The organism is Streptomyces sp. NPDC085900 (assembly GCF_044540925.1).
Lineage (GTDB): Bacteria > Actinomycetota > Actinomycetes > Streptomycetales > Streptomycetaceae > Streptomyces > Streptomyces gilvifuscus.
The window spans coordinates 41,888-61,697 of the sequence record NZ_JBITSP010000020.1 but is presented as its reverse complement, the minus strand read 5'-3'; the positions used below and the strand labels follow the sequence as shown (position 1 = coordinate 61,697).

The window sequence follows — 19,810 nt, the reverse complement described above, 5'->3', positions numbered from 1 at the left end:
ACCTGGGGCTTCTGTGTAGGCCCTGTGGGACTCGAACCCACAACCAATGGATTAAAAGTCCACTGCTCTGCCAATTGAGCTAAGGGCCCTCGGCGATGTTGCCTCCCCGAGCATAGCCGGACACGGCCGCGTCTCCGATCGGGTATCGGGGACACGGCCGTGCCGTGCCGCGCGGGGACGCCGGGAGTGTTACGGATCGACCTTTTGCGCACCGCCCGCGCTGCCCGCGCGCGCCGCCTCACGGGCCTGGGTGCGGGCGTGCGACGGGTTGAGGAACCAGTGCCGGGCCGACGCCGCCCACCACGCGGCCGCGAAGCCGAGGACGACCAGGACGGCGACGGGCGCGTAGTTGAAGGTCTCCGAGGTGACCGGGGAGACCTGGGGCAGCATGAACAGGACCGTGATGACACCGACCCACACCACGGACACCCAGCCGATCAGCGTCGACCAGCGGCCCAGGTGCCACGGCCCCCGCTCGAAGGCGTCCCCCTTGCGCACCCGCAGCAGCGTCGGGATGACGTAGGCGATGTAGAGGCCGATGACCGCGATCGAGGTCACCGCCGCGTACGCCGTCACGTTGATCAGGTACGGCAGCCCCAGCACCAGCGCCCCCACCGCAGCCAGCCACACCGCCGCGACCGGGGTCCGGGTGCGCGGGCTGACGGTGTGCCAGACACGGGAGAAGGGCAGCGCGCCGTCGCGCGAAAAGGCGTAGATCATGCGGCTGTTGGCGGTCACGGACGCCATCCCGCAGAACAGCTGCGCCCCGATCACGACCAGGAGCAGCAGCTTCCCGGCCGTCGCCCCCAGCGCGTCCAGCAGGATCTGGGCCGGCGGCGCGCCCGTCGCGGACCCGAGCTCCCTGTCGTAGGACTGGATGGCGAAGGTGAAGCCCAGGAGCAGGACGAAGCCCGCGATCCACGACGTCCAGATCGACCGCACGATCCCCTTCGGGCCCGCGGTGGACGCGTCGTGGGTCTCCTCCGTCATATGGGCGGAGGCGTCGTAGCCGGTGAAGGTGTACTGGGCCATCAGCAGGCCCAGCAGGACGACGTACACCCCACTGCCCCAGCCGGTGTTGTTCACGAACTTGCCGAACACGAAGGACGCCGACTGGTGGTGGTCGGGTACGAAGGCCAGCGCGCCGACGATCACGCCGACGCCCAGCACGTGCCACCACACGCTGATGTCGTTCAGCAGGGCGACGATCTTCACGCCGAAGGTGTTCAGCAGGCCGTGCAGCAGCAGGATCGCGGCGAACAGCAGGACCGTCCGCCCCTTCGTCACCTCGAAGCCGAACTGCAGGTTCAGATACGCGCCCAGGAAGGAGGCGGCACCGAAGTCGATGCCCGCCGTCACCGCCACCTGGCCCAGCACGTTGAACCAGCCCGTGAACCACGCCCAGGCGGCGGCGGTACGCGGTGGCGCGAGCCGGTGCGCCCAGAAGTACAGGCCGGCCGACGTCGGGTAGGCCGAACAGATCTCGGCCATCGACAGCCCGACGAACAGCGTCATCAGACCCACGGCCACCCAGCCCCAGGTGATCACCGCCGGGCCGCCCGTGTTCATGCCGAAGGCGTAGAGGGTCAGGCAGCCCGACAGGACCGAGATGATCGTGAACGAGACCGCGTAGTTGCTGAACGCCGACATCCGGCGGGCAAGGACCTGCGTGTAGCCGAGCTGGGCAAGCCGCTCTTCGTCGGAGAGACCCGACTGCCCGCTCGCTATGGCGTCATCTGTCATGCCCCCAGCGATTCCCTCGGCGGAGTCGTGACATGCGCCACAAGATAAGTGCTTTGGCCAAAAGTTTTCGTGGCCGGTAAGTGCCCTACGAACGCGGGAGGGCCCGTACGACCGAAGTCGTACGGGCCCTCGTTCAGCTCACTCGGTGTCAGCCGTTGCGCTTCCAGCGCGGCTTGTCGTCACGGCGCCCGAAGGAACCGGTGCCACGGTGGTCGTCACGGCGGCCGTACGGACGCTCGTGGCCGCCGGCGCGGAAGCCCGGGCGGTCGTCACGGCGGTCGCGGTTGAACGGACGGTCGCTGCCACGGTGACCGCCGCGGTCGTCCCGGCGCTCGAAGGAACGGCCGGCGGGACGCTCGTCACGGCGGAAGCCGCCGCGCTCGTTGTCCCGGCGCTCGAAGGAACGGCCGGCGGGACGCTCGTCACGACGCTCGAAGGAACGGCCTGCCGGACGGTCGTCGCGACGCTCGAAGGAGCGGCCGCCACGGTCGTCCCGACGGTCGTCACGGCGGAAGCCGCCACGGTCGCCACGGTCGTTGTCCCGACGCTCGAACCCACGACCGCCACGGTCGTCACGACGCTCGAAGGAACGGCCACCACGGTCGTCCCGACGGTCGTCACGGCGGAAGCCGCCACGGTCGCCACGGTCGTTGTCCCGACGCTCGAACCCACGACCGCCACGGTCGTCACGACGCTCGAAGGAACGGCCACCACGGTCGTCCCGACGCTCGTCACGGCGGAAGCCGCCACGGTCGTTGTCACGGCGCTCACGACGCTCGTACGACGGCGCCGGCTCCGCGCGCTCGACGTCCTGCGCGGCCGGCTGCTCCGGCACGGACGCCGCGGCCACGGTCTCGGCGGCCTCGACGACCGCCGCCTGCGCCTCGGCCACCGCCGCCTCGGGGTCCTCGCCGCGCTCGCGGGCGACCCGGGCGACGAGCCGGTCGGCCTCCTCGCGCAGCTCGGTCGCGCGCCGCTGCGCACGCTCCAGCTGCTTGGTGAGGTGGGCGACCTCGCGCTCGGCCTGCTGAGCCGCGTTGCCCGCGGACTCGGCCTGCACCTCGGTCATCGAACGGGCGCCGGTGATCTCGGCGACCTCCGGCTCGAAGGCCGTACCGGAGTTGATGATGTGCCGCGAGGCGTCGACGCCCGCGTCCTCCATCAGCCGGAAGATCTGGCGGCGCTGGTGCGGCAGGGACAGCGACACGACGGTGCCGGAGCGGCCCGCACGCGCGGTACGCCCGGAACGGTGCAGGTAGTCCTTGTGGTCGCCGGCGGGGTCCACGTTCAGCACCAGGTCGATGCCGTCGACGTGGATACCGCGGGCGGCGACGTCGGTCGCGACGAGCGCGTTGACGTAGCCGTCCTTGAAGTCGGCCAGCGTCCGGGTACGCGCGCCCTGCGTCATGCCGCCGTGCAGCGCGTCCGCCTTCACACCCGCGTCGCGCAGCTGCTCGGCGATGCGGTCCGCGCCCAGCTGGGTGCGGACGAAGATGATCGTGCGGCCCTTGCGGGACGCGATCGCCGCGGTGACCGGCGCCTTGTCCTTCGGCTTCACGATCAGGATGTGGTGCGACATGGTCGTGACGTTGCCCTGGGCGCTGTCGACCTCGTGCGTCGCCGGGTTGGTCAGGTAACGGTCGACCAGCGTCTTGATCTCGTTCTCCATCGTCGCGGAGAAGAGCATGCGCTGGCCGCCGGCCGGCACCTGGTCGAGCAGTTCGGTGACCTCGGGCAGGAAGCCCAGGTCGGACATCTGGTCGGCCTCGTCGAGGACGGTGACCTTCACGTCCTCCAGCGAGCAGGCGCCGCGGTTGATGAGGTCGCGCAGCCGGCCCGGGGTGGCGACGAGGACGTCGACGCCGCGCTCCAGGGCGTAGATCTGGTTGCCCATCGACGTACCGCCGCAGACGACCTTCATCTTCAGGCCGAGGACGTCGCCGTAGGGCTGCAGCGCGTCCGCGACCTGCATGGCGAGCTCACGGGTCGGCGTCAGGATGACGGCGCGCGGCTTGTGCTTCTGGGTGTGGCCGCCGGCCAGCGTGGCCAGCGTCGGCAGGCCGAAGGAGAGGGTCTTGCCGGAGCCGGTGCGGCCACGGCCGAGGATGTCCTTGCCGGCCAGGGCGTCCGGGATGGTCGCGGCCTGGATCGGGAAGGGGACCGTCACGCCGTTCTGCGCGAGCTTGCGCACGACGCCCTCGGGCAGACCGAGGTCGGCGAAGGTCACCTCGGGGGCGGCCTGCTCCTCCGTCTCGCCGTTCTCGGGCACGACGACGTGATCAGTACTGGAAATGGACATGCGTATGCGAAACCTTCCGGAGTCTCGTCGGCACGCGCCCGTCAACTCCGTGATTCGCAATACGACCGCCTCTATGCGGTCAGCCACGGCAAAGGAGAGAACGCGCCACACGGCGCTCTCTGCAATGGCGCCGGGCAATGGGATCAAACGATCTACCACCATACGCACCCACCGGCCCCCGAGGCAAACCGAATGCCACGGACGTAGCCGAGGTCACATGCCCACCCCGCGGGCCGCCCCGCCTCGCGCTGTCACACCGGTGACCCCGCCGTCGGCGCGGGCTCCCGCTGCGCCAGCTGCGGCCCCGCATCCGGGTGCGCCGACGAGGACGGCTCGGCCGACGGCGGCGGTTCCGGGGCGGAGGACGTCGGCTGCTCGGTCGGCGTGGGCGGCTGCGGGTCGGTGTGCGTGGCGGTCGGCGTCGCCCGCGTCGGCGTGGGAGCGCCGGGCTGGTCCGTCCTGCCCGCCCCGCCGCGCGCGGGCGCGGAGGCGGTCGCGCCGGCGGACGGCGAGGCCGAGGGGGAGGCCGATTTCCCGCCGTCCTTGCCCTTGCCCTTCTTCCCCGGGTGCTTGCCGTCGGCCGCCGCTCCCAGCCATCCGCCGCCGGAGATCGCCGTGCCCCCGTCGGGCGCCTCGCCGCCGTGCCGTCCCGCCGAGTGCGAGGGCCGCGCGCCGTCGCCGCCCGCGTCCTCACCCACGCTCATGCAGCCGGCGGCGGTGGCGACGGCCAGGACGGTGGCGGCCAGACGGACGGGTACGTACATGGGGCGCACGGGAAGCCACCTCTCAGGCGGGAAGACGTCAACGTGCCCAACTCCCGTCGCCCACGGGAGGACACGCGCCCCGCCCCGGCACGGCGCTACCGTGGCCGCGCACCGACCGTCCGAAAACGGCGCAGAAGGAGCACGCACATGCAGATCGCGGCCGCACAGAAGATCACCACCTTCCTGATGTTCGAGGGCGACGCGGAGGACGCGATGAACTTCTACGTCTCGCTCTTCGACGACGCCGAGATCGTCGGCCTCACCCGATACGGCGCCGACGGCCCCGGCAAGGAGGGAAGCGTGCAGCACGCCACCTTCTCCCTCGCCGGCACGCAGTTCATGTGCATCGACAGCCCCGCCCACCACGAGTTCACCTTCACGCCCGCGGTCTCCCTGTTCGTGCAGTGCGAGGACGAGGCCGAGCTCGACCGCCTGCACGCGGCCCTCTCCGAAGGGGGCGGCGTGCTCATGCCGCCGGGCGACTACGGCTTCAGCCGGAAGTTCAGCTGGGTCAACGACCGCTTCGGCGTCTCCTGGCAACTGAACCTGCCCGCCTGACCCGCCATGCTCCGCCACGGGCGCCCGTCCCCGACAATGGGCCTGTGCTGGAGATGACACGCGAATCGTTCGAGGAACTCGTCAGCCAGGCCCTGGACCGGATCCCGTCCGAACTGACCCGGGTCATGGACAACGTCGCCGTGTTCGTCGAGGACGAACCTCCAGCCGACGACCCCGAACTCCTGGGCCTGTACGAGGGGACCCCGCTCACCGACCGCGGCGAGTGGTACGCGGGGGTCCTGCCCGACCGGATCTCGATCTACATGGGCCCGACCCTGCGCCACTGCGAGACGCGGGAGGAGGTGGTGCACGAGGTCGCCGTGACCGTGATCCACGAGATCGCGCACCACTTCGGGATCGACGACGCGCGCCTGCACGAACTGGGCTGGGGCTGAGCCGCGCACCCGCGAACTCCTCACGCGGGCCCGCATATCGACACCCGGACTTGGGCATACGGGACCAATGGCCCGCGTCCCCGCCGTAGCCGTGACCGTCGTGAACCGCATACGAAAGTCCCCGCACATCCTGACCCGCCTCCACCGCCGCACCCGCCGCCCGGCCCCGTCCGTCGAACTGGTCCAGCAGCCGCGCCCCTGGGCCCGCGCCCTCGGACTCGTCGCCGTCGTGCTGCTGGGCGCCTGGCTGGGCCTGCTGATCGTCGGCAACGTACGGGTGCCGGTCGGGCCGATGAACACGACGATGACCCTGCGGCCGTCCCTGTCCGGCGGCACGAAGATCAACATCTCGCCGCTCGGCGCCCTCGAGCTGAACACCCACCACGCGCCCGTCCGCCTGGACGTCAACGTCGACCAGCTCGACCCGGCCCGCGCCCAGGCCCTGGTCGACCATCCCGAGCGGCTCTCCGGCCTCCAGGACGAGGTCGCCCACGACGTCGAACACGGCACCCTCGACCTGGCCCTGCGCTCCTGCGTCGCGGTGGTCGCCGGCGCCACGGCCCTGGGCCTCGCCGTCTACCGCCGCCCCCGCCGGGCCCTCGCCGCCGGCGGCACCGCCCTCGCCCTGCTGATGGCCTCCGGCGCGTCCGCGTACGCCACCTGGAACCCGGACTCCGTCCTCGAACCGAAGTACTCGGGCCTGCTCTCCTCGGCCCCCTCGCTCGTCGGCAACGCCCGCAACATCGTCACCGAGTTCGACGTCTACCAGAAGGAACTGGCCCGCCTGGTGACGAACGTGACCAAGCTGTACGACGTCACCTCCACCCTCCCCGCCTACCAGCCGGACCCGACCACCATCCGCGTCCTGCACGTCTCCGACATCCACCTCAACCCGGCGAGCTGGAAGATCATCGCGTCGCTCGTGCAGCAGTACAAGGTGAACGTCATCGTCGACACCGGCGACACCATGGACCACGGCACGGCGGCCGAGAACGGCTTCCTGGACCCGATCGCGAACCTGGGAGCGCCCTACGTCTGGGTCCGCGGCAACCACGACTCCCACGTCACCCAGCGCTACCTGGAGCGCATGAAGAACGTCCACGTCCTCGACGAGGGCCGCGCCGAGACGGTCGCCGGACTGCGTTTCGCGGGCCTGGGCGACCCGCAGTTCACCCCCGACCGCTCCACGGTGACGGGTGCCGCCCAGTCGGAGGAACTGGCGGGGGCGCAGCTGGCCTCGGCCCTCGGCGACCAGAAGGCGGCCGGCACCCCGGTCGACGTCGCCATGATCCACGAGCCCTCCGCCGCCCGCGAGGTCGACGGCGAGGTCCCGCTCGTCCTGTGCGGCCATCTGCACCACGAGGGCGACGAGATCCTGAAGTACGGCACCCGGCTGCGCATGGAGGGCTCCACCGGCGGCAGCGGCCTGCGCGCCCTCGAGCACAAGTACCCCGCGCCCGTCGAGGCCTCGGTCCTCTACTTCGACCGCGACACCCGCCGCCTGCAGGCCTGGGACTCGATCAAGCTGGGCGGTCTGGGCGAGACGACGGCCGAGGTCACGCGGCACCTGCCCAAGGAGAACCGGCCCGGAGCGACCCCGTCCCCGTCCGGCTCCACCACCCCCGGCACCCCGTCACCCTCCCCCTCGGGCTCGTAAACCGTTTTGGCGATAGCTCCCGGCATCCCATATGCTTCTCACGTCCCCGACGCGCCGCAAGGCGCCCAGGCGGGCCGATAGCCCTCATCGTCTAGCGGCCTAGGACGCCGCCCTTTCAAGGCGGTAGCACGGGTTCGAATCCCGTTGGGGGCACCAGCATTTCTGCGTCACAGCAGGTCAGGGCGGATCTCATCCGCCCTTTTCCTTTGCCCTCCCGCTCTTCTACCGCAGCTCCAGCGGTGTCTCGACGGGTGTCGTGGCCAAGAACTGGGTCGCGGCCAGTTCCGCGTACAGCGGGTCGCCGGCGACCAGTTCCTCATGGGTGCCGACCGCCCGGACCAGGCCCGCGTCCATCACCACGATTCGGTCGGCCATGGTCACCGTGGACAGGCGGTGCGCCACCACCAGGACCGTCACGTCCCGGGACACCTCGGCGACCACGTCGCGCAGGGCCAGCTCGTTGACGGCGTCCAGCTGGGAGGTCGCCTCGTCGAGCAGCAGCAGCCGCGGTTTGCGCAGCAGCGCCCGGGCGATCGCCACCCGCTGCCGCTCCCCGCCGGACAGCTTCGAGCCGCGGTGCCCGACCGGTGTCTCAAGCCCTTCCGGCAGCCCGGCCACGAGGGATTCGAGCCGGGCGCGGGCGACGGCGTCGCGCAGCTCCTCCTCGGTGGCGTCCGGCGCCGCGAACAGGAGGTTCTCGCGCAGGGTGCCCGCGAGCACGGGAGCGTCCTGCTCCACGTATCCGATGGCGGCGCGCAGTTCGGCCAGCGGCCACTCGCGCACGTCCCGGCCGTCCACGAGGACCCGGCCGCCGGCGACCTCGTAGAACCGTTCGATCAAGCCGAAGACCGTGGTCTTGCCCGCCCCCGAGGGGCCGACGAACGCGGTCATGCCGGGTCCGGGCACGTCGAAGGTCACACCGTGGTGGACGTACGGCAGGTCGTCGCCGTAGCGGAAGCTCACGTCCTCGAAGGCCACCGTCGCGGGGGCCGTCCCCGAGCGTCCGGCCGGCTCCCCGGCCGCGTCGGTGTCCTCGGTCTCCAGCAGCTCGGCCCGGGTGATGCGGGCGATCGCCGCCGCGCCGACCTGGTACTGCTGGGCCGCCTCGACGAGACGCCCGATCGGGTCGAACAGGTAGAAGAGGAACAGCAGGAAGGCCACCAGGGTGGAGACGGGGATCGCCCCCGAGGCGACCCGCGCCCCGCCGATGCCCAGCACCGCAAGGAACGAGACCTGCACCGCGAGCCCGATCGAACTCCACGTCATCGCCTGCCACTTGGCCGACTTCACGCCGTTGCGCCAGGCCTCCCGGGCGGCCTCGTCCAGCAGAGCCGTCTCCCGCGCCTCCGCACCCGAGGCCTTGACGGTGCGATAGGCGCCGAAGGCCCGCTCCAGCGCGGTCGACATGACGCCGACGGCCTCCTGCGAGCGCTCCGTGGCCTGCGAGATCTTCGGCATGACCAGCCCCATGGCGACCCCGACGAGCACGATGACGCCGAGCGTGACACCGAGCAGCACCGGATCCATCACGCCCATCAGCACGACGGTCGCGACGAAGGTCAGCCCACCGGTGAACGCGGAGACCACCGCCTGGGTCGTCACCGCCTTCAGCAGGGTCGTGTCCGAGGTGATCCGGGACATCAGGTCACCCGGCTGCGCGCGCTCCACCTCCGTCAGGCGCAGCCGCAGCAGCCGCCCGACCAGGGTGCGCCGGGCCGCGAGCACCACGGACTCGGCGGTGCGCTCGAGGACGTAGGCGCCCACGGACTGCAGCGCGGAGCCGAGCAGCACCAGCGCGGTGAGCAGGAACAGCATCCCGGCGATCGAGCCGTCGCCGCCGAGCCGGTCCACGAGCGCCTTGGCCGCGAGCGGCTGGAGGAGGCCGGACACCGAACCCAGCAGCGTGAGAAGGCCGGCCAGGGCGATGGCACCGCGGTGCGGCCGGAAGTAGCGGTACAGGGCCCGCCAGGTCTGCCCCGCCGGAAGCCGCTCGGCCTTGGCCGCCTGTGCCGCCCGTCTCGCCTCTTCGTACTTCGCGTACTTGGCTTCCTCGGCGTTGCTGGCGTCCTCGGGGGCGCCGTGCTCCGAGGCCTTCTCCGGTTTCGCTGTGGTGGTCACGTCATCGAATGAAGCACTGAAATCGGCGGAGAGGGGCAGGGCCAACAGATAACCGACAGATCCCTTTCCGCTTACGGGAGTTGGGAGACATGTCCGTCGGCCGCTCGTGCGGCCTCCACGAGTTGCCGGAGGTGGTCGACGCGGGTCGTGCCGGGCACGAGGGCGACATGGGGGCCGAGGTTCAGCAGCCGGCCGAGGACCGAGGGCAGCCCCTCGCCGACGAGCCGGCCCTTCCCCAGCGGCCGGTAGGCGACGTAGGGGATGCCCAGGCCGCGACAGTGGTCCAGGGCCGGATCGGGGCGGCGGGCCGGGTTCATCGGGTTCTGGACCGCGGCGATCGGGGCGAGGCCGCGGGCCCGGTCGATCTCCTCGGCCGTGACACGGGACAGGCCGATACCGGCGATCTTCCCCTCGTCCCGCAGATCGGTGAGGGTGCCCAGCTGGTCGGCGAGGGGCACGGAGGCGTCCACGCGGTGCAGGTAGCACAGAGACAGCCGCTCGCACCCCAGCCGGCGCAGCGACGCCTCGACGGCGTGGCGCAAGTACGCCGGACGACCCAGTGCCTCGTACGTGCCGGGGCCGGGGCGGACCAGTCCGACCTTCGTGGCCACGAGCAGTTCCTCCCCGTAGGGGTGCAGCGCCCGGCGGATCAGCTCCTCCACGGTGTGGGGGCCGTAGGCGTCGGCGGTGTCGAGGTGGGTCACGCCGTGCTCGCCGACTGCCGTGCGCAGCAGCCGGACGGCCTGGGCGGGGTCGGGTGGCGGCCCCCAGTTGCCCGGGCCCGTCAGGCCCATCGTGCCCAGGCCGAGCCGGGAGACGGTCCGGCCCGCCAGCCGGAGCGTCCCACCGGGCGGGGCGTGGCGCGGTGCGTCCCGGGGGATCATCCGGCCGCGTGGTCCCGTGCCTGGAAGAGACCGAGGAGAAGGGCGGCGGTCTCGTCCTGGGAGAGTTCGTCGGTGGCCAGCACGATCCAGGACGGGTCGCCGGCGATCCGCTCGACGCAGAACGCGTCGAGCGCCGCGATGCCCTCCGGGTTCGCCCGCAGATAGGAGTTCAGTCCGTGGGCGTCGCCGTCCCTGCGGCCGGCCCGGCGTTCCCGTTCGGTCGGCGAGCAGGTCAGATACACCTGGACGGTGAAGCGCGGGGCGCAGGTCCGCACCCACGAGTCGCTGAGGTGTCCTTCGCCGGGGTTGAAGAACTCGTTGTTGCAGTACTGCGTGAACCAGTGCCGGTCCTGCACGAGGGCGGGGCCCGCCGTTCCCGCCGCGTACACGGAGTCCGTGGCGAGCTCGCTGTCGATGAGCATCTGGGCGGACTTCATGACGTTGAACGGGCGCAGCAGGTCCGGGTCGGGGAACGGCCGGCCGGTGGCGCCGCCGACGGACGACTTCGCGCGCACCTGCAGGGTCTGCGTGGCCTCGGTGTCGCAGACGTAGCAGTGGCGCGAGTGGACCTCGGTGTCCCGGGCCCGCAGCAGTGTCGTGAGCCGGGCCGCCGTGGTCGACTTGCCGGCGAAGTTGAGCCCTTCGAGCAGCACGCCCCTCAGCATCGTCCCGCGCGGACCGTTCATCGTGCTCCTCGGGCATTCTCGGCGGCTGGCGCCAGGTCGCGGCGAAGGCGCCGCAGGACCCTGGCGTAACGGTCGTGCTCGACCCGCAGCGAAGCGTGCGGGCCGGGCGTTCCCGGCGGCTGGTACCTGCGGCCCGCGTGGAACCGCACACGGGCACGGGCCCGTTCGGCGGCGGAGCCGCCCCGCTGTACGGCGCCGATGTAGGCGGCCACCGTCGCGGCCTGGTCGTCGAAGAGCCACCAGGCACCGCTGTCGGGCTGGATCATGCCGACGACGAAGAGGCCGTCGTGCACGGGATGGAAGATGTGCAGCCCCAGGTCCGGGTACCGGCCTGGACCGGCCGGGGGGAGGTCGTCGGGAGACAGAAAGGGCAGGGAGGCGTTGAAGCCCGTGGCGTGGACGATGACGTCGACCTCCTCCTCCGAGCCGTCGGTGAACCGCACCCGGTCGCCGCACAGTTCCGCCACGTCGGGCTTGGACACCACGGCCCCGTGGGCGACGTGGTGCACCAGCTCCGAGTTGAGGATGAGCCGTCCGTCCATGATCCGCCGGGACGGCCGGGGCAGCCCGAACCTGGAGGGGTCGCCGAACACGCACCAGATCGCGATCCGCCGCACCCACCGGTGGACGAAGCGGGGGGCGCGTACGCGCACGAACCACTCCATGACCTCGTCCATCGGCCGCCCCAGGAAGTACTTGGGCAGGTAGTGGCAGCCCTGCCGGACCGAGTTCAGGGTGCGGGCGGCGACCCGCGACGACTCCACCGCGATGTCGGTACCGGAGTTCCCGGTTCCGACGATCAGCACGCGCTTGCCCTGGAGCACGCCGGGGGTGCGGTACTCGCTGGAGTGCAGGACCCGGCCGTCGAAGCGGCCGGGGAACCGGGCCGGCTTCGGGTCCCAGTGGTGGCCGGACGCGACGACGACGCCCCGGTACAGACAGCTGGAGCCGTCCTCGAACGTCACCGCCCACGCCCCGCCCGCCCGCTCGACCCGGCTCACCGAGCGTCCGTAGCGGATGTGTCCGGGCAGCTCGTTGGCGTGCGCGTAGTCGGTGAGATAGGCGAGCGCCTCGCGGTGTCCGAGGAAGTCCTGCGCCGTAGCGGGCATCGGAAATCCGCGGAAGGCGCTGAGCCGCTTGGAGGAGATCATGCAGGTGGACCGGTACACCACGCTGCCCGGTTCGCCGTAGCGCCAGATTCCGCCCAGCCCGTCGTGGCGCTCCACGATCTCGAAGGGCAGGCCCGCGTCGCGGAAGTTCTTGGCGGTCGCCAGGCCGGCGGGGCCCGCGCCGATGATGCACCAGCGGTCCGTACGGTCCTCGCGGCCCGCGGAGCCGGTCTGCTCCGGACTCACCCCGTCGACCACCTGTCCGCGCCGGCCGCCACCGGTTGTGCGGAGCGGAGGGTGGTATGGGCGTCGAACCGGCGCAGGACCGCGTCGATCAGCTCCTCGGGCGAGAGCCGGTCGGAGCGCAGCACCAGCCAGTGCGGGCTGTCCTGGACGAGCCCGGTGGTGAAGCGGTCCAGTCCTGCCAGCTCGTCGAGGTGGCGCCGCAGGAAGGCGTTCAGCGGGTGCTTGGCGCCGTCACCGTCGCGCGCCGCGGCCCGACGGCGCCGGGTCGCGGTGTCGCAGGTCAGGTGGACCTGCACGGTGAACCTCGGCACGCGGGAGGCGATCCAGGTCTCGCCGAGGTAGCCCTCGGCGGGCGTGAAGTACTGGTTGAAGGCGTACTGGGGAAGCCAGTAGCGGTCCTGCACGAGGACCTCGCCGGGGGCGGGCTCCCGCTGCCGGAACAGCTCGGTGTCCAGCATCAGCTGGGCCGAACGGAGGCTGTTGAAACGGCGCCAGGTCGCCGGGTGGCGGAATCCGTGGTGCTCGGCGCCCGCGAAGACCGCCAGTGCCTCATCCAGCAGTGACCGCACGAACGGGTCCCGGGTCAGGGTTCCGTGCGCGGCGCGCACCGTCAGTCCACGGTGCCGCAGGGCGTCCGCGACACCGCGTGCCAACGTGGTCTTGCCGCTGTACTCGTGCCCCTCTATGAGAATGCCGGGCACGGGCGGTCGGTCCATGTCTTCTCCAGCGTGGCTCTCGGTCGGCCGGGCCGGTCCCTACGGCAGAGGGGACCGGCGCAGCTCATGGGCGAGGTCGCGGGCCGTTGCCGCCAGAACCTCGTGGTCGAGGGGGAACACCGGGCAGGGCGGCATGTCCGCGACGGCGAACCAGGCCGCGGGCTGGCCGATCTCCGGGGTCAGGGGTGTCGCGGGGTCGGCCACGAAGGCGTAGGCCAGCCCGTAGACCCGCTCCGGGCGCTCCCGGTTGCCGAGCACCGCCACCGGATCGGGCAGCAGGCGGCGCGGGTCGGCTCCGGTCTCCTCCGTCACCTCGCGGAGGGCGCCGTCCGGCGGCAACTCCCCCTCCTCCAGGCGTCCGCCCGGGCTCAGCCAGCCGAACCTGGGGTGGTCGACGAGAAGCGTCTGCCGGAAGTCGTGGGAGAAGACCCAGCCGGCGACGATCACGTCGTGGTCGGGTCCCGGGCCGCCGCTCGCGGCACAGGCCAGCACGCTGCGGGCGCCGTACGGGTCGCGCTGCGCGGACATGGCCGCGGCGGCCAGGTACGGGACCACCCGGGGCAGTCGGATGTGGCGGCCCACGGTCACTCGCCCCCGGCGGGCGCGGCAGCCGCGCGGGCGGGGAACAGCGGCGGCACCTCGCCGGTTCCGCAGTAGCGCTCGCGCAGGTCGCGCAGCAGCTCGACGGTGCGCACCGGGGCCGTCCCCGCGGCCGTTTCGTCGGCGAGCATCAGTCCGGACGTGCCCGACCTCAGCAGCTCGCTGACGTAGGCGAGTTCGGAGCGGTGCGGCAGCCAGCCGTCGGACAGGCTGGTCAGCAGCTGGGTGCCGACGACGAGCGGGCAGCCCACCTCGGCCGTGCCCGTACGCACGGCCTCGCAGAGGTCGAAGAACTCGAGCGGCCCGGAGTCGAGCAGCAGGTCGCCCCGGCCCAGCAGGACCGCGTCGGCACATGCGGCGATCTCGCGCACGGCGGCCGCCCCGGCCCGGGTCTCCACCTTGGCGATGACCGGCGGGACAGCGTGGCCGCCGGCGGAGGCGGCCATGACGGCGCGGGCCTCGCGCACGGCGTCCGCCGACTCGACGAAGGAGATGATCACCGCGCCGAACACGGAGCCGGGGACCGTCTCCAGCGCGGCCCGGTCCCGGTCGGTGAGCCCGGACGCCGGGACGCTCCCGCCGGGCAGCGCCACCCCGCGGCGCTTGCCGAGGAACCCGGTGGTCAGGGGGATGGTGACGCAGTGGTCCGGTTCGACCCGCTCCACCCGCAGGGCGTCCTCGCCGTCACCGACGAGGAGGATGTCACCGGCGTCGACCCGCCCGGAGATGTCCGCGCCGGTGAGCCCCAGCACGGGCACGTCGCGGTGGACGTCGGAGGGCACGGGTGCGAAGTGCACCAGGACCCGCGAGACGCCCTTCAGGGAGAACTGGTCGTCGTTGGTGAAGCGGGTCTTGGCGCCCGGCAGGTCGAGCAGCAGGTCGGGGGTCCTGCCGAGCCCGGCGGCGACCGAGGACACACCGGCCGCCAGGTCGGCGAGGGAGGCGACCGACGCCTTCGACGCGGGGAACCGGAAGGAGTCCGCCCCCGCCTTGACGACCTGTTCGAGGATCGCGGGGTCCTGGGTCGCGGGACCGAGGGTGACGACGATTCTGGACATGGGGCCCTTCCTGCTCACTGAGGGATACGGCTCGGGAAGAGCGGTGCCGGCGCGGCGCCCGACCCGTACCGCTCGATCAGGGCGGTCACCAGTTCGACGGTGCGCAGCGGCGCGCCGCCCACCGTGGTCTCGGTCGCCAGCATCAGACCGTCGACCTCCTTCTCGATCAGGTGCGAGAGGTAGGCCAGTTCGGACCGGTTGGGCAGCCAGCCGTCGGACAGGCTGGGGATGAGCTGGGTGCCGACGATGATCGGACGCCCGGCCTTCTGGGTCTCCTTCATGACCTTCTTGCCGAGGTCGTAGAAGTCCAGTTCGCCCGCGTCGAGCAGCAGGTCGCCGCGACCCAGCAGAACACCGTCCGCGGCGCGCGCCACCTCGGCGGCCCGCTCCGCGCCCGCCCGGGTCTCGATCTTCGCGATGACCGCGGGGGCCGGACGGCCGTCGGCCGGTGCCTCCCCGACCAGGGACCGCACCTCCTCGATCACGTCCGGGCCCTCGACGAAGGAGACGATGACGCCGGAGAAGACGCTGTCGGTGAGGCTCTTCAGAGCGGTGGTCTCGGCCTCGCCCAGCGCCTGGTAGGCCTGGGGCCTGCCGTGCAGGCTGATGCCCTTCTGCCGTCCCACGTCCCCCTGGGTGAGCGGGCGGGTCAGGCAGCCGTCAGCGGTGCGCGACTCGACGCGCAGCGCGTTCTCCCCGTCGCCCAGCACCAGGATGTCACCGGGTTCGATGTACGGCCCGATCGCCATGCCCGTCGTGCCGATCTCCGGGACGTCCAGGTCACGCCGGGCGGGCGCGGGGCCGAACAGGACGCGCAGGCGCTCCACTCCGGCGAGCGGGAACCAGTCCTCGTTGGTCAGCCGGGACTTGGCGCCGGGAAGGTCGAGAAGCAGGTCGAGGGGCCGGCCCAGCGCCGCCCCGGTCTCGGCGGTCCGCCGCGCCTGGGCGGCCAGTTCGTCCGCCGAGAACTTCGACGCCGAGAATCGGAGGGCAGACACTCCACGGGCGACCGCGCCGTGCAGGGTCTGCGGGGAGAGCAGGGCCGGGCCCATGGTGGCGATCAGACTCGTCATGTGTTCGTCCTTGCCGGGCCGTCAGTCGGCGCGCGTGAAGAGTGTTCCGTCGGACCAGATGAGGCGCACGCGGCCCCATTCCATGGCCGAGCGGACGTCGGGGAAGAATCCGGAACCCTTGTGGTTCGCGCTGGTGTTGCACAGCAGCGGGATTCCGCTGAGCTCGTGGTAGTGCGTCAGGAGCTCGTACACGGCGGCGTTCTCGGCGCCGTTGACGGTCTGCAGCCGTGCCGTGCCGTCGAGGTGGCACACCGCCGGCACGCGGTCCTTCCAGTCCTCGCGCACCACGTGGTCGAAGAGCATGTACGGGTCCGGGGTGCCCGGGGAGAAGATCTCCGGGGCGGACTCCTCCAGGCAGATCGGGGCGACGGGCCGGTAGAACTCGCGGTCCTTGACCTCGTTGAGCAGGTCCTTCATCTTCGGCGAGCCGGCCGGGGCGAGGATGCTGCGGTTGCCCAGCGCCCTGGGGCCGATCTCGGCGCGCCCGTTGAGGAAGACCACCGGTTCGTCGTTGTCGTGCAGCAGCCGGGCCAGGTCACGCAGCTCGCAGGGTTCCTGGTGCCAGCCCGGCAGCGGGGTGGAGTCCTTCAGGGCCGGTCCCGAGTACACGTCCCAGTCGAGCGCCACCCGTTCGGTTTGGGTGAGCATGGCGGCGCAGGCGGTCCCGATGGCGCTGCCGGAGTCGTTGGGGAAGGGCGGCACCCACACGGTGCCGAAGACTCCGCTGTCCCGGAGGGCGCTGTTCCACTTGATGTTGAGTCCGCAGCCGCCGACGACCACGAGGTTGCGGTCGGGGAAGTCCGCGGCGGCGACCTTCCGCCGGACGCCTTCGACCAGCCGCCGCTCCAGGGCGTGGTGGATGGAGGCGAGCATGTCCGCGGGCTCCACCCCGGCCAGGGCAACGCTCTTCTTGATCCTCTTCAGGATCTCGACCCCGTTGCCCACCTGGTAGAACCGGTCGTCGTCCGGCCGGCCGGCCAGCACCGCGTGGAAGGCGGCGTCGATGGTCCGGTCGATGTGCTCGACGGCTTCCCTCCTGACCTCCCCCAGGGCGATGTAGGCCATGATCTTGCCGGCGAGACCGAGGATGTGCGGGTACTCGATCGGCTCGTCGAACGGCGCGAAGAGCTGGCCCAGTTGGAGGTAGGAGTCGCCGATCACCGGCATGAGCGGCCCGCAGTTGGTCACCTTCCGGGTCCGCCCGTCCACGTGGTAGAGGAAGGGGAACATCCAGCCGTCCCAGGCGAGGACGTACGACCCCTGTCCCGCGCGGGCGAACGGGCTCGCGCAGTAACCTGACGCGACGTGCCCGGCGTAGTGGGTGAAGCTCAGGTACGGCAGGTCCTGGACGGAGTTCGGGTAGGCGCGCAGCAGATCGTCGTCCAGCAGGCCGCGCCGGTAGGGGGCGAGGACCGCCTCGAACTCCTGACCGTGCCAGGACTGGACCTTGTGGGTCTTGTACCAGCCGTCCAGGACGAAGTGGTCGACGTCCTCGGGCCGGTAGCCGTGCTCCGCCAGCAACTCGAAGACAGTGGCGAAGTCCTTGATCTTCGCGTAACGCTCGTTGTTGCCGAGCTTCTCCATCTCCGTGGAGAAGACGAGGCGGCCGTCCTCCACGAGGGCGACGCCACCGTCGTGCGTCGTCTTGACGCCGCAGATCAGCATCGGTCGTCTCCTTCCGGTTCCTGGTCAGTCCTGCACGCGACGGGCGCGGAAGTCGATCACGAAGCTCTCGACGTCCTCGTAGTCCCGGAGGATGTCCCGGGTGATCTCGATGCGTTCGGGGAAGCGGGAGCGCACGCGTACCAGCGGCTGCTCGATGCGGTTGAGGCCGATGACCTTGTTGTCCGCTTCGATCTGGAAGATGAAGTCGTCGGCCCAGTCCAGGTGGGCGAAGAGCGGAATGTAACGCTCCATCCGCTCGACGGCCTCTTCGCGGCTGTAGCCGATGAACTCGATGGCGGGCATGGCGTCTCCTTGGTGAAGGTGCACGGGGTGGGCGGCGGGGTGGTGCCCCGCCGGACGGCGGTCGCCGGGGTTCAGGCCACGGGGGCGGAGCGGGGCGAGCGGTCGGGCAGCGACGGGCAGCGACGCAGGACCGCGGCGTGCAGCAGGTCCGCCTCCCGCAGGGCGGCACGGAGCGCGCGGGCGCCGCCCACGGCACACGGCCCCTGCCGCAGCAGGCGCAGCACACGGGCGGTGTCCTCCGCTCCGACGGTCGCCTCGTGCAGGCGCAGCAGCCGCGGATGCCAGTGGCGCCGCGGGTTGGTCTCACCGGTCGCGGCGAGCAGGGCGGCGAGGAGCTCGGCCCCGCACTCGCTCAGCATCCACCCGGCGTCCTCGAAGTCCCCGTCGTCGAGCAGGCCCTCGGCCTGACGGCGTCGGGCGGCGAAGCGCCGCAGGTGGATCGCGGCGACGTACAGGTGCAGCTCGTCGAGTCCCAGCCGCTCCCGCCAGACCGCGGCTTCCGAGGCGCCGGCCAGGACCTCTCCCCGGCGCAGGTCGTGCAGCAGCTTCAGGGTGCCGATGTCGAGGCGGGGGAAGTGCGCCCGTACGGCGGGCACCCGGGCGGCCAGGGCGAGGTGCTCGACGGTCTCGGCGACAGCGGCGAGTTCCTGGCTGGTCCAGAACCCCAGCCTGACCGGATCGCTGCCGGCGACGCTGTAGGTGCCCCACCGCATGGCGCCGACCGTGGCGGTGACGCCCTGCGGGGGCTGCCCCGGGCCGATGAGCAGCAGCTGGGGTGCCGCCCAGGGATCGCGTCCGTCGAAGGCGGGACCGACCGCGAGCAGGACGTCCGACGGTCGGACCAGGGGAACCATGTGCCGGGCCAGCGTCTTGGGGTCATCGTTGCGCATGGCCGCTCCCCACCGGGGCCCGCTCGTACAGAGCCGTGACGTGCGCCTCGATGCCGAGCGTGCGCAGGGCGCGGGCGGCCGGCTCGCCGCGCAGCCGGGCGAGCCCGGTCGTGGCGAAGCCCAGGCCGAGGCGGAAGACCGACTGTCCCAGGGGCTCGTGCGCGGGGCGCTCGAACACCCAGGCCCTGCCGACGTCGTCGGGGGTCCAGGACACGAGGCCGGGCAGCAGCTCCTGCGGGACGAGGGAGAGTGCGCTCAGTCCGTAGCGCAACAGAGCCAGACAGCGCAGCAGTTCGAGCCGGGCCGCCTCCTCGCCGGTGACGGGACGGCCGAAGTAGCGCATCAGGAAGGCGTCGGTCTCCCTCGGCCCGAGGCCGAGCGAGTCGATGGCCGTGGCCACGTCGAAAAGGGGGTCGCCCGGGCCGACGTGGTCGAAGTCGATCAGCCAGCCGCGCCGGCCGTCGAAGAGCATGTTGCCCGGGTTGAGGTCGTTGTGGCACAGGGCCTGCGGGACGGCGAGGCCACGCAGACCGGCGCGGAGCGCGTCGAAGGCGTCCAGCGCCTCGCCGAAGAGGGCGAGCGTGGGGAATCGTCCCGTCAGCCGGCGCACGCTGTCGTTCGCGGCCCGGCGCTTGTCGGCGTACAGCCTGGCCGGATCGTCCCAGTCGAGGGAGTGCAGCCGCGCCAGCAGGTCCGCCACGGACAGCGCCTGCCACCGGGCGGCCGGACGCACCGGGCGGCCGTCCACCAGGTCCATCACCAGTACGCCCGCCTCGGCGTCGGCGTGCCGGACGGCCGGGCCGACGCCCTCGTCGCCGAGCAGCCGGGCGGCCCGGAACTCGGTGCGCACGGCGTCGCGTTCGGCGGCGCCGGCGTCGATCAGCCGCACCACGTAACGGTCCGGGAGGTCGGGCCAGCGCAGGGCATAGGCCTGGGCCCACGCCGTGGGTGTTTCGGGAAAGGGCTCGACGAGGGGTGGCACGCCTGGGTTCAGGACGTGCCCGATCTCTGCCAGTCTGCTGTCCTGAGGCACGGGTTTCCTTCGT

The 19,810-nt window shown here is 71.8% G+C and carries 18 protein-coding genes and 2 tRNA genes; 4 read left to right on the top strand and 16 right to left on the bottom strand.

Annotated elements, in window-relative coordinates; genetic code table 11:
- Window positions 1-16 precede the first annotated feature (16 nt).
- From ACIGDI_RS41515 to ACIGDI_RS41500, 4 genes are all read right to left on the bottom strand, one after another.
- Window positions 17-89: transfer RNA gene (locus ACIGDI_RS41515), tRNA-Lys, on the bottom strand.
- A 100-nt stretch (window positions 90-189) separates the two neighbouring features.
- Window positions 190-1,743: an amino acid permease gene (locus ACIGDI_RS41510; RefSeq protein WP_384818179.1), complete on the bottom strand. Its 1,554-nt coding sequence runs from the start codon at window positions 1,741-1,743 to the stop codon at window positions 190-192.
- A 148-nt stretch (window positions 1,744-1,891) separates the two neighbouring features.
- Window positions 1,892-4,042: a DEAD/DEAH box helicase gene (locus ACIGDI_RS41505; protein WP_399907800.1), complete on the bottom strand. Its 2,151-nt coding sequence runs from the start codon at window positions 4,040-4,042 to the stop codon at window positions 1,892-1,894.
- Window positions 4,043-4,293: 251 nt separating this feature from the next.
- Window positions 4,294-4,815 (bottom strand): hypothetical protein, encoded by a 522-nt coding sequence (locus ACIGDI_RS41500; RefSeq protein WP_399907798.1) that lies wholly within the window; start codon window positions 4,813-4,815, stop codon window positions 4,294-4,296.
- Window positions 4,816-4,953: 138 nt separating this feature from the next.
- On the opposite strand from ACIGDI_RS41500, the gene ACIGDI_RS41495 reads away from it, so the two are divergent.
- From ACIGDI_RS41495 to ACIGDI_RS41480, 4 genes are all read left to right on the top strand, one after another.
- Window positions 4,954-5,364, top strand: a complete 411-nt coding sequence (locus ACIGDI_RS41495; RefSeq protein WP_399907796.1) for a VOC family protein — start codon at window positions 4,954-4,956, stop codon at window positions 5,362-5,364.
- 44 nt (window positions 5,365-5,408) lie between these two features.
- Entirely contained in the window at window positions 5,409-5,759 is a 351-nt protein-coding gene (locus ACIGDI_RS41490; protein WP_399907794.1) for a metallopeptidase family protein, read from the top strand.
- 67 nt (window positions 5,760-5,826) lie between these two features.
- Window positions 5,827-7,416, top strand: coding sequence for a metallophosphoesterase (locus tag ACIGDI_RS41485; protein ID WP_399907792.1), 1,590 nt, complete (start codon window positions 5,827-5,829; stop codon window positions 7,414-7,416).
- Between the two features lie 80 nt (window positions 7,417-7,496).
- Window positions 7,497-7,572: transfer RNA gene (locus ACIGDI_RS41480), tRNA-Glu, on the top strand.
- Between the two features lie 66 nt (window positions 7,573-7,638).
- On the opposite strand, the gene ACIGDI_RS41475 is transcribed toward ACIGDI_RS41480, so the two are convergent.
- The 12 genes from ACIGDI_RS41475 to ACIGDI_RS41420 form a co-directional block, all read right to left on the bottom strand.
- Window positions 7,639-9,375, bottom strand: a complete 1,737-nt coding sequence (locus ACIGDI_RS41475) for an ABC transporter ATP-binding protein (RefSeq protein WP_399907836.1) — start codon at window positions 9,373-9,375, stop codon at window positions 7,639-7,641.
- Between the two features lie 230 nt (window positions 9,376-9,605).
- Window positions 9,606-10,418, bottom strand: a complete 813-nt coding sequence (locus tag ACIGDI_RS41470; protein ID WP_399907791.1) for an aldo/keto reductase — start codon at window positions 10,416-10,418, stop codon at window positions 9,606-9,608.
- Window positions 10,415-11,104, bottom strand: coding sequence for a hypothetical protein (locus ACIGDI_RS41465; protein ID WP_399907789.1), 690 nt, complete (start codon window positions 11,102-11,104; stop codon window positions 10,415-10,417). Before ACIGDI_RS41465 ends, ACIGDI_RS41470 begins: the two co-directional genes overlap by 4 nt.
- The gene (locus tag ACIGDI_RS41460; RefSeq protein WP_399907787.1) at window positions 11,101-12,459 is read right to left on the bottom strand and encodes a flavin-containing monooxygenase; all 1,359 of its coding nucleotides are present in this window, start codon (window positions 12,457-12,459) and stop codon (window positions 11,101-11,103) included. Before ACIGDI_RS41460 ends, ACIGDI_RS41465 begins: the two co-directional genes overlap by 4 nt.
- Window positions 12,456-13,175, bottom strand: coding sequence for a hypothetical protein (locus tag ACIGDI_RS41455; RefSeq protein ID WP_399907785.1), 720 nt, complete (start codon window positions 13,173-13,175; stop codon window positions 12,456-12,458). Before ACIGDI_RS41455 ends, ACIGDI_RS41460 begins: the two co-directional genes overlap by 4 nt.
- A 39-nt stretch (window positions 13,176-13,214) precedes the next feature.
- The gene (locus ACIGDI_RS41450; RefSeq protein WP_399907783.1) at window positions 13,215-13,757 is read right to left on the bottom strand and encodes an NUDIX domain-containing protein; all 543 of its coding nucleotides are present in this window, start codon (window positions 13,755-13,757) and stop codon (window positions 13,215-13,217) included.
- Between the two features lie 2 nt (window positions 13,758-13,759).
- Window positions 13,760-14,833 (bottom strand): pyruvate kinase, encoded by a 1,074-nt coding sequence (locus ACIGDI_RS41445; protein WP_399907781.1) that lies wholly within the window; start codon window positions 14,831-14,833, stop codon window positions 13,760-13,762.
- Between the two features lie 14 nt (window positions 14,834-14,847).
- Window positions 14,848-15,906 carry a pyruvate kinase gene (locus ACIGDI_RS41440; RefSeq protein ID WP_399907779.1) on the bottom strand — a complete coding sequence of 353 codons (1,059 nt, stop codon included), beginning with the start codon at window positions 15,904-15,906 and terminating at the stop codon, window positions 14,848-14,850.
- Window positions 15,907-15,927: 21 nt separating this feature from the next.
- Window positions 15,928-17,571: a carbamoyltransferase N-terminal domain-containing protein gene (locus ACIGDI_RS41435; protein ID WP_399907777.1), complete on the bottom strand. Its 1,644-nt coding sequence runs from the start codon at window positions 17,569-17,571 to the stop codon at window positions 15,928-15,930.
- Window positions 17,572-17,595: 24 nt separating this feature from the next.
- Window positions 17,596-17,874 (bottom strand): hypothetical protein, encoded by a 279-nt coding sequence (locus tag ACIGDI_RS41430; protein WP_200706018.1) that lies wholly within the window; start codon window positions 17,872-17,874, stop codon window positions 17,596-17,598.
- A gap of 71 nt (window positions 17,875-17,945) precedes the next feature.
- Window positions 17,946-18,764, bottom strand: coding sequence for a hypothetical protein (locus ACIGDI_RS41425; RefSeq protein WP_399907775.1), 819 nt, complete (start codon window positions 18,762-18,764; stop codon window positions 17,946-17,948).
- On the bottom strand, window positions 18,751-19,797 hold the full coding sequence (locus tag ACIGDI_RS41420) for a phosphotransferase (protein WP_399907773.1): 1,047 nt from the start codon (window positions 19,795-19,797) through the stop codon (window positions 18,751-18,753). The genes ACIGDI_RS41425 and ACIGDI_RS41420 overlap by 14 nt, the downstream gene beginning before the upstream one ends.
- Window positions 19,798-19,810: the final 13 nt, after the last annotated feature.